Raw genomic sequence first — 9,970 nt, 5'->3', positions numbered from 1 at the left:
ACTTCACCTCGCCCTCGGGCACGTCGCCGGCCGCGCGCGCCACCTCGCCCGTCCACAGGTGAAAGTGCTCGTGGGCGATGAGGCCCAGCGCCCACAGGTCACCCGTAAGATCCATCTCCGGGCGGGGATAGACGACCATGGCATCCTTCACCACCGTGCCGCCCGCGCTCGTCTCCTTGCCGGGGAGCAGCACGACAGTCAGCCGGCGTGTGGGATATCCGCTGCCCACGGTCGCCACCTGCTGCCGCAGCAGGCGCTCCACGGCATCCGCGAACGCGCCGTCCGTGAACGACCACGCGCCCTGGGACAGAAAGGTGACGGGCACCCCGTCGATCTCGCGCGACTGCCGGCGAAAGTCGCCCGCGGCGAGGGCGGAGTTGCGCAGCGCGTCCACGTCCGCCAGCAGGGTGTCGGCGCCCCAGCTTGCGTGCGTCGTGCGATACGGACCGGCATCCACCGCCACGCGGACAGGCAACGCGCTGAGCGCATCGGATTCCGGGCGCAGGAGATACGCCTGTCCCCAGAGGAACGCCCACGTGTCGAAGAGCGTCGGCTGGAACTGCCCGTCCTCCTCGTCGCCCATGAACGACGGCTTCGCGTGGCGGACGGTGTACGCCAGCCGGAACGGCCGCCGCGCGCCGGAGGTCACCACCCATCGTCCTCCATCCCGCTTCGCGACCGTGAGGGAACTGCCGGCCGCGTCCGTCGCTGCGAGCTCGCCGACGTTGTCGCCATAGTTGCTGACGCCGGCCCAGTCGCCGATCTCGAACGCGGCGGAATCGGCCTCCGCGCCCGGAACGCAGATGCCCACGCGCACGGCGCCGGGCTGAAACGCGATGTCGTAGCGGAGCGTGGAGGCGGGACACGATGCCGGCGCCTGGGCGGCGGCCGGAGCAGCGGCGAGCGAGGTCGCCGCGAACAGCAGGATGTGTCGGAGCATCGGGAACGACAGGAGGAGTGGAGCAGAGTTGCAGACTGAGTTGCGGTCCGGCGCCAGAAGGTTGCCTCCGCCCCGCCTTGAGCAATGACCGGTGCGGCGCCAACTCGCTGGAGCGAGGTGCGCGCGAGGGCTTATCTACCTGGCCGCCTACCGCTACAAAGCGCGCGAGGTAGTGCGCCGGCTGAGCCTGGCCACGGCGTGAGGCGAGAACGGCAGCCGCGGACGAGAGCGTTCGCGGCTGCCGTTGTATGTGGATGGTTGGTGCGGCTCAAAGCCGGTCGTACTCGTCCGGCTCCACATCCGGCACCTCCGCCAGCGCAGCTTCATAGGCTTGTCGGCTCGCGCGACGAGCACGCTCCTGCAGGTACTCCTCTGTCATCAACGCAGACATCTTCTCCGCAACAGCGGTCGCGACAAACTGGTTTATGGAGATGCCTTCTCGGGAAGCAAGGTCCTTGACTCCCTTGTGGAGCGAGTCAGGAAGACGAAGGCTCAGCGTGCTCATCGTAGTCTCCGATGTGTCTGAGAAATGCACCAGGCGTGATCGCCCGCACTCCAAAACGTTCACTCCCGGCGAAATCCCGCTCGTTATGGGTGACGATGTACTGACACCCAGCCGTCACGGCCAGTTCCAACAGCATGTCGTCACCCGGATCTTTCAAATACGGACGCCACAGAAAGAAGATCTCGTGGTGGCGCCCGACCGCGCAGTGGTAGTCCAGGACGGCAGCAATCGCGCCGGACGACACGGGAATGCGGAGTTCGGGGCGAAGGAGCACAGCCTCGTATTCAAGAACTAGCGGTACCGACAAGTTGATGTTGAATGGGCCGGTACCAACCAGCGCCAGTAGCCGAGCACTCGCTCCACGTCGGGAGCGAAGGCCGGCAACAAGCACGTTGGTGTCGAGCACTACCTCAGGTGCAGCCATTCGGTATCATATACAATACCGCTTCTTGTTTCAAGTGGGACTAGGCGGTGCGGAGTACGGTGCGGATGTTGCCGCGCCATCTCGGCCTCGGCGCTCGGGACGGGCCTTTACGCCCGCGGCGCCTTTCCGAGAGGGAGGCAGATGGCACATCCAGGCAGCCCCGATCCTCACTCCGCGGTCGTGCCCGTCTCCGGCCAGGCGAACGGCGCCGATCCGCATCCCGCGGCGCCGACGCTGGACTTCTGGGCGGTGTTCGAGTCCGCGCCGGACGCGTACCTGCTGCTGGCGCCCGATCCGCCGCGCTTCACCATGGTCGCGGCCAACGAAGCCCGCCTTCGCGCCACGCTCACCCGGCGCGAGGCCGTCGTCGGCCATCCGCTCTTCGACGTGTTCCCGGACAATCCCGACGATCCCGGCGCGACGGGCGTCCGCAACCTGCTGGCCTCCCTGGACGAGGTGATCCGGACGGGCAAACCGCACCGGATGGCCCTGCAGAAGTACGACATCCGCGCCCCGGACGGCACCTTCGAGGAGCGCTACTGGGACCCGCTCAACTCGCCCGTCTTCGACGACCGCGGCGAGCTGGTCTACATCATCCACCGGGTGGAGGACGTCACGGAGCAGGTTCGCGCGGAGACCCGGCTGCGCATCCTGGAAAACGTGGTGACCACGGCCAACGACGCGGTGATGGTCACCGAGCCGGAGCCGCTGGACGGCGAGGGGCCGCGCATCGTCTACGTGAACGCGGCGTTCACGCGGATGACCGGCTTCGCGCCCGAGGAGGTGATCGGCAGGCCGACGAAGATGCTGCTGGGGCCGGAGGCGGACCCGGAGACGGTGGGGCGCATCCGCGAGGCGCTGCGGCGGCGCGAGCCCGTGCGCGCCGAGCTGCTGAACCATCGCAAGGATGGCAGCCCGTTCTGGGTGGAGGTGAGCATCGCGCCCGTGCTGGACCAGGACGGGCGCGTGATGCACTTCACCTCCGTGCAGCGTGACGCCACCGAGCGCCGGCAGGCCGAGGAGACGGCGCTGCGCCTGGCCCGCGAGACGGCGGCCCGGGAGGAGGAGGCGCGCGCCCGCCGGGAGATCGAGGGGATCCTGGGACGGCTGCGCGAGAGCGAGGAGCGCTACCGGCTGCTGGTGGAGACCATCCCGCAGCACGTCTGGAGCGCGGACGCCGAGGGCAGCCACACCTACTTCAGCCCGCACTGGTACGCGTACTCCGGCGCCACGTTCGAGGAGGGCCGCGGCGAGAACTGGCTCCAGTTCGTCCACCCCGACGACCGGGAGCGCACCCAGGCGCACTGGCGGCACGCGCTCGCCACGGGTCAGCCCTACTCCATCGAGAACCGCCTCCGCGGCGCGGACGGCGAGTACCGCTGGTTCATCGGCCAGGCGGTGCCGCAGCGCAACGAGGCGGGCGAGATCACCGGCTGGTTCGGTACGCGGACGGACATCTCCGAGCGAAAGCGGCTGGACGAGGAGCGCGAGCGGCTGCTGGCGCGGGAGCGGGCGTCGCGCGAGCAGGTCACGACGCTCCTGGAAAGCATCACCGACGCCTTCGTGGCCGTGGACCGGGCGTGGCGCTACACGTACGTGAACCGCGAGGCGGAGCGGCTTCTCCACAAGCCGCGCGCGGAGCTCCTGGGCCGGACGATCTGGGAGGTCTTTCCCGAGGCCGTCGGCTCCGAGACGGGGGTGCGGTACGAGCGGGCCATGGCCGAGGGGGTGACGGCCTCGTTCGAGAGCTACTCCGCCGCGCTCAGGATCTGGACGGAGGTCCACGCGTACCCGTCGGCCGAGGGGCTGTCCATCTTCTTTCGCGACGTGACCGCCCGCAGGCAGGCGGAGGAGCGGCTGCGCGAGAGCGAGGAGCGCTACCGCCTGCTGGCCGACCTCATCCCGCAGTACATCTGGACCACGGACGCCAACGGCTACCACCGCTACTTCAACCGCCGCTGGTTCGACTTTACCGGCACCACGCTCGAGGAGACGGTGGGCGAGGGGTGGCTGCACTACATCCACCCCGACGACCGGGAACGGACGATCGAGCGCTGGGAGCACTCGCTGCGCACGGGCGAGCGGTACTCCATCGAATACCGCTTTCGCAATCAGCACGGGGACTACTGCTGGTTCTGGGGCCAGGCGGCGCCGCAGCGCGACGAGAACGGCGCCATCGTCGGCTGGTTCGGCACGCTCACCGACATCTCCGACCGCAAGCGGCTGGACGAGGAGCGCGAACGGCTGCTCCGCGCCGAGCGGGAGGCCCGCGCGCAGGTCACCACCATCCTGGAGAGCATCACCGACGCGTTCTTCGCCGTGGACCGGGCGTGGCGCTTTACCTACGTGAACCGCGAGGCCGAGCACCTGCTGCGGCGGCCCCGCGCGGAGCTCGTCGGCCGCAGCGTGTGGGACGAGTTCCCGGAGGCCCTCGGCGCCGCGTTCGAGCGCGAGTACCACCGGGCCATGCGGGAGCAGACCACCGTCCAGTTCGAGGAGTACTTCGGGCCCCTGGACGCGTGGTTCGACGTCCGCGCCTATCCCACGCCGGATGGGCTTTCCGTCTACTTCAGCAACGTCACCGAGCGCAAGCAGGCCGAGCAGGCGCTGCGGGAAAGCGAGGAGCGCTTTCGCGCGCTGGGCAACAGCATCCCGCAGCTGGCCTGGATGGCGGACCCCACGGGCTGGATCTTCTGGTACAACGAGCGCTGGCACGAGTACACGGGCACCACCCTGGAAGAGATGCAGGGCTGGGGATGGCAAAAGGTCCATCACCCGGACCACGTGGCGCGCGTCGTCGAGGGGATCAGGCACTCGTTCGATACGGGCGAGCCCTGGGAGGACACCTTTCCCCTCCGCGGCCGGACCGGCGAGTACCGCTGGTTCCTTTCCCGGGCGGTGCCCATCCGCGACGAGCAGGGAACGGTGGTGCGGTGGTTCGGCACCAACACCGACGTCACGGCCGAGATGGAGGCGGCGGCGGAGCGGGAGCGGCTGCTGGAGGCGGAGCGGGACGCACGCGCCGAGGCCGAGCGGCGGCGCGAGGAGCTGGAGCGGGTGACGGAAAGCCGCACGCGTCTGATGCGGGGGTTCTCGCACGACGTCAAGAACCCGCTGGGCGCGGCGGACGGATACGCGCAGCTGCTGGAGGAGGGGATCTTCGGCGCGCTGTCCGAGAAGCAGGTGGACAGCGTGGGCCGCATCCGCCGCTCCATCGCCACCTCGCTGCACCTGATCCACGACCTGCTGGAGCTGGCGCGCGCCGAGGCGGGGCAGCTGGAGATCGAGTGCGTGGCCACGGACGTGTGCCGCGCGGCCCGCGAGGTCGCCGAGGACTTCCGGGCCCAGGCCATGGCCGCGGGGCTGGCCATCGACGCCCGCGTGCCCGAGGGGCTGCGGGCGGACACGGACCCCGTGCGGCTGCGGCAGATCCTGGCCAACCTGCTCTCCAACGCAGTGAAGTACGCGCCCCGCGGCCAAGCCACCATCGGCGCGGAGGTCCGGGACGGCGGTCCGCGCCCGGGCCAGTGGGTCGCCGTGCGCGTGACCGACTCGGGACCAGGCATCCCGGAGGAAAAGCGGGAGTCGATCTTCCAGGAGTTCACCCGGCTGGACCCGGAGGCGCAGCAGGGCGCGGGCGTGGGGCTCGCCATCAGCCGCCGCATCGCCCGGCTGATGGGCGGCGACCTGACCGTGGAGAGCGAGGTCGGTCGCGGCTCCACCTTTACCCTCTGGCTCCCCCCCGCCCCGCCGGCGTGACGGAACGCGAATTCGAGGACGCATGTCGAGACGCTCTGCCGCGGACGAGCCTGCTGGCCATGACCGCGGTCGTTCTCCGCGTCTCGCGAACCGGGCCCGACCGGATCGTGATCGCGCGTACGTCGCTGCTCGGCGATGTTTTTCTCAATTCTGCGCGGAGCGGTACAGCTCCGGCCTCTCCCGAAAGCGCGTACTACTTCTTTTTGCCGCCGCCGCGCGCACGCTTGCCGCGGTGCTGCCTTTCGTCTGCCCCGGCAGAACTGGACAACGCGACAATCTCCCGGAGAGCGCTCAGGATCAGCTGGTGGCGTTCACGGGTCAGCCAGCGCTCGTGCACGATTGCGAGAAGGAGGATCAGGATCAGTATCGACCCGGGTCCCACCCACATCCATCCGGGAAAGGCAATCGCGAGCGGCATTCCAATTCCCATGACCATCATCGCCTGTCCACAGAGATCGAGCGTCGTCCGGGATGCGTTGAACATCGCGGCTCCATCCGGGACAGGCGAGCGGCCCGCGTCTCGATCGCCCCGTCCCTCGTGTGGCGAGGTACCATCCGGAGACATGGCGCATTCCTCGGCTCGGGTATGTAAACTGGACGGCAGGCGGCGAGATGCACCGAATCGAAATTACCAAATACCGCCACCGCAAGGATCAGATTTTTCCCAGCATTACCAACGATTTTTCAGGCATCGGGCGCTTTACAAGCAATCATTACGGGTTTACCTTCGACTGTGTACTTGACGTCAAGTAGACACACCAAGTGAACAGGAGGCCGTGTCGGGGACAATCGGGACCGAGGCTCCGGCCAAGGGGGACCGCATCCCTGATTTGGAGACAAAGTAGACTCAGACGGAGGGAGCGGCAAGCACCGATGGATCATCGGACAGTGCCCCTGGAGGTGGTGCGCGAGTTTGCCCGTAGCCAGGCGGAGCTGAGCTCCATCCGCCATGTGGCCGAGGACGCGGGCGTCGGCAGGTCCACGATACACAAGTTCATCAGTGCCGGGACCATGCCTCACCCGCGCGTGCGCAGGCTGCTGGCCCTGTGGTACCTGCGGCGGCTGAGCGGAGTGGACGAGCTGGAGCTCATTCGACCGTATTCATCCGCGCTCGAAGTTGTGTTCGGCGAACTGCCTGAGCCGTTTCGGGGACGCGCGATGCTGGATGTGCTCGACGATGTGGATCGCGCTTACGTAGACGCGGGCGAGGAGACGCCACGCTGGGTAAAGGCGCTCCGCACGCGACTGGCCCGGACGCACGACCCGGCCGGCCTCGGCGGGAGATGAAGAAAGGCCCCGCTCGCGGTGACGAGCGGGGGCCTTTCTTCAAGCTTCTCCCGGGCATCCGTCCAACCGCGGGCGAGGCATCTCATGGAAGGGGAAAAGCCGCAGCAGTTCGCCGTGATCAGGCCCGCTCTTCCAACAAGCGGTCCTGGTGATCCTTGAACGTAGCCTGCGCCAACGACTCGTCTCGCACGTGGAGCTGCGCCAGACGCAGTCCGTCCGGCGACGCGCGGAATTCGCGTAGCGCTTCGTGTTGCACCAGGTCCGCATCACCGGCCGTGCGCTCATCTGCGAGCAGTCCCCTCCACTTGTCCAGAAAAGCTCCATAGCGCTCCGTCTGGTGTTCGTATTCGGATGGGTCCGGGGAGGGCAATCTCTCCAGCACGCCGTCCGTGTCCAGCAGCGTGGAAAGTTCGGCCCTCGCAACCGGCAGCGACTGTTGCAGAAAGACGAGTTGCCGCTGGTGCAGCTCCTTGAGCGCAGTCGCGCGAGCCCGCGCCTGCTTGAGGAGAAGCAGCTTGTGCTCCTGTTCAAGGCGCAGAGGGACGAATCCCGACGCAAGGTCATGACGATGCTGCACCAGCGCCAGCTCAATCCGTCGGACGGAGTCGCGCAGACCGGCTTCTGCAGCTTCCAGATCGCGGGAAAGTCTCTGCATCTCGGTGATGTCCCGCGCCATCGCGTTACGTGTGAGGTTGATCCGGATTACGACCTCATCGACCACGTTCTTCGCGAGCTGCTGCTGACGCGGGGTTGTGGGATTGGTGGTAAGACTGCGTGAAAACCAGCCTGCAAGCCTCGACGCGAAGCCCCGCGGCGAAGACACTTCATCACTGTGACGAAATGCCGTACCGCCTGGAGGGCCGTCTCTGGACCCTGTCCGGCTGGACGGAACATCATCCAGCGTGTGGTTGCGCTGGCGGGGTATGGGCCCAAGCGGGGGCGCATCTTCCCTCTGTCCATGAAGCCTGCCGAGCAGTCGCTGATAGGCTCCCTCGTCGGGAGGATCTCCACGAAAGTCGATGCCCAGGGGCCTTCCGAGACCGGTGGGAAGACTCTCCTCCCACGTCCCGGCCCTCAGGATGGGGATGAACTTTCGTGTATGGATGTCGCTGAGTCGTTGGGCGGTGATGATGTCGCCTTCGTAGCCGACACCCCCCTGGCGAGTGTCGGCCTTGACCTTGTATCGCGGAGTGCAGATGACGAGGACATGTTGGTTGTCACGGATCGCCGCCTCCATGAAGTAGGCAAGCTGATCTCCTTCAACGAGATGCCATTGATCAAGCGTTACGTCCACGCCATCCCCCCGCAGGCGGGCGGCGAAGTCCTTGACCCATGCGATGTGCTGCTCGTTATCCCAGGAGTATGAGACAAAGACTTTCGGATGAGACATAAATCCTCGCGTGAGGAGTCTGCTCGACAAGGTGCGATGCGCATCCAACTTAGGCCTGTGCTCCAGTGCCCGAAATGGGTGCAAGCTCGTGCGCTGTACGGGACTCCGCTCCGGACCACCCGATCGGAAGTGCCGCGCCCGCGTCGGGCCCGGGATGGACACGACCACCCGGGTCGCATGCCGATCCAGCGGATTCCGCGAGTTGCCCATCCCCACGTTTGACGGCAACGGCCCACCGTAGCCAGAATACCCCTGACGCCTGTCACCCACGCCAGACCGAGCCGATGACCGCCCTGCCCCGCTCCGCCGTCTTCGTCAACGCCGCCGAGATCGCGGCATGCACCGGCCCCGCCCGCGCGTCGGACGCCGGCGATCCCGCGGGCGTGCTGCGCGGCGCGGCCGTCGCGGTGGTCGATGGCGTCGTGCAGGCGCTGGGGCCGGTGGACGACGTGCTGGCCGCGCATCCGCACCTGGAGCGCGTGGACTGCGCGGGCGGCGTGCTCACGCCGGGGTTCGTGGACAGCCACACGCACGCCGTCTTTGGCCGCTACCGGGTGGACGAGTACGCGCTGCGCTGCACGGGCGTGCCGTACATGGAGATCGCGCGGCGCGGCGGCGGCATCAACGCGTCCGTCCGCGACCTGCGCGCGCGCGGCGAGGACGAGCTCGTGGAGATGGCCCTGCCGCGGCTGGAGCAGATGCTGCGCGGCGGCACCACGACGGCGGAGGTCAAGAGCGGCTACGGGCTCTCGACGGAGTCCGAGCTCAAGACGCTGCGCGCCATCCGCCGGCTGAACGGGATGCAGCCCATCGAGCTCGTCCCCACGTTCCTGGGCGGCCACGAGGTGCCGCCGGAGTACCGCGACAACCGCGCGGCGTACGTGGACCTGCTGGTGGAGGAGATGATCCCCGCCGTGGCCAGGGCGGGGCTGGCGCGGTTCTGCGACGTGTTCATGGAGCCCGGCGTGTTCGGGCGCGACGAGACGGAGCGCATCCTTCGCGCGGGGCTGGACCACGGGCTGCGGCCCAAGCTGCACGCGGACGAGCTGGAGGGGAGCGGCGGGGCGGAACTGGCGGCGGAGCTGGGTGCCGCCAGCGCCGACCACCTGGGCGACATCAGCGAGGCGGGGATCGCGGCGCTGGCGGCGTCTTCCACCGTGGCCACGCTGCTGCCGGCCACGCTTTTCTTTCTGGGCCGGCCGCGGTGGGCGCCGGGCCGGGCGCTGCTGGACGCGGGCGCGACGGTGGCGCTGGCCACGGACTTCAACCCCGGCAGCTCGCCCACGCCGTCCATGCACTTCGTGCTGACGGCCGCCTGCAGCCGCATGGGCATGAGCCCGCACGAGTCGCTGCGCGCGGCCACGGCCGGCGGCGCCGCGGCGCTGGAGCTGGCGGACGGGCGCGGGACCCTGGCCCCCGGCGCGCCCGGCGACCTGGTGCTCTGGCGCGCGTCGTCCGCCGCCGAGATCCCTTACCGCCTGGCCGCGCCCATCATCGAGGGCGTGTGGAAGGCAGGCGCGCGGGTGGTGTGATGCCGGACGATTCCGCGCCCGTGCTGTGCTGTGAGGACCTCGTCCGCGAATGCAGCCGATGCGGGGACACGGGCCGGCTCGAGGACGGAGCGGACGGCGCGGGATCGATGCGAAGGGCATCTGCACGCACGGC

The 9,970-nt window shown here is 68.4% G+C and carries 7 protein-coding genes and 1 pseudogene; 3 read left to right on the top strand and 5 right to left on the bottom strand.

Annotated features, from left to right (window positions below):
- From VFZ20_RS08265 to VFZ20_RS08255, 3 genes and pseudogenes are all read right to left on the bottom strand, one after another.
- A pseudogene (locus tag VFZ20_RS08265) lies at positions 1-940 on the bottom strand (hypothetical protein); the annotation flags it as partial.
- A 268-nt stretch (positions 941-1,208) separates the two neighbouring features.
- Complete coding sequence (locus tag VFZ20_RS08260) at positions 1,209-1,445, bottom strand: toxin-antitoxin system HicB family antitoxin (RefSeq protein ID WP_329683380.1); 237 nt, start codon at positions 1,443-1,445, stop codon at positions 1,209-1,211.
- A complete protein-coding gene (locus VFZ20_RS08255; RefSeq protein WP_329683379.1) occupies positions 1,417-1,851 on the bottom strand; it encodes a PIN domain-containing protein in 435 nt (144 codons plus the stop codon). The genes VFZ20_RS08260 and VFZ20_RS08255 overlap by 29 nt, the downstream gene beginning before the upstream one ends.
- Before the next feature lie 159 nt (positions 1,852-2,010).
- Between VFZ20_RS08255 and VFZ20_RS08250 the strand changes: the two genes are divergently transcribed.
- Complete coding sequence (locus tag VFZ20_RS08250) at positions 2,011-5,628, top strand: PAS domain S-box protein (protein ID WP_329683378.1); 3,618 nt, start codon at positions 2,011-2,013, stop codon at positions 5,626-5,628.
- A gap of 193 nt (positions 5,629-5,821) precedes the next feature.
- Here VFZ20_RS08250 and VFZ20_RS08245 read toward each other — a convergent pair whose 3' ends face one another.
- Positions 5,822-6,112 (bottom strand): hypothetical protein, encoded by a 291-nt coding sequence (locus tag VFZ20_RS08245; protein WP_329683377.1) that lies wholly within the window; start codon positions 6,110-6,112, stop codon positions 5,822-5,824.
- 404 nt (positions 6,113-6,516) lie between these two features.
- Between VFZ20_RS08245 and VFZ20_RS08240 the strand changes: the two genes are divergently transcribed.
- Positions 6,517-6,915: a hypothetical protein gene (locus VFZ20_RS08240; protein WP_329683376.1), complete on the top strand. Its 399-nt coding sequence runs from the start codon at positions 6,517-6,519 to the stop codon at positions 6,913-6,915.
- Between the two features lie 118 nt (positions 6,916-7,033).
- Here VFZ20_RS08240 and VFZ20_RS08235 read toward each other — a convergent pair whose 3' ends face one another.
- Positions 7,034-8,305: a toll/interleukin-1 receptor domain-containing protein gene (locus VFZ20_RS08235; RefSeq protein WP_329683375.1), complete on the bottom strand. Its 1,272-nt coding sequence runs from the start codon at positions 8,303-8,305 to the stop codon at positions 7,034-7,036.
- A gap of 284 nt (positions 8,306-8,589) precedes the next feature.
- On the opposite strand from VFZ20_RS08235, the gene hutI reads away from it, so the two are divergent.
- Positions 8,590-9,837: an imidazolonepropionase gene (gene hutI / locus VFZ20_RS08230; RefSeq protein WP_329683374.1), complete on the top strand. Its 1,248-nt coding sequence runs from the start codon at positions 8,590-8,592 to the stop codon at positions 9,835-9,837.
- Positions 9,838-9,970 lie beyond the last annotated feature (133 nt).

The organism is Longimicrobium sp., assembly GCF_036280135.1.
In the GTDB taxonomy this organism is placed as follows: domain Bacteria; phylum Gemmatimonadota; class Gemmatimonadetes; order Longimicrobiales; family Longimicrobiaceae; genus Longimicrobium.
Note: the sequence above shows the minus strand (reverse complement) of the source record. Positions and strands in the feature narration are given on the sequence as shown.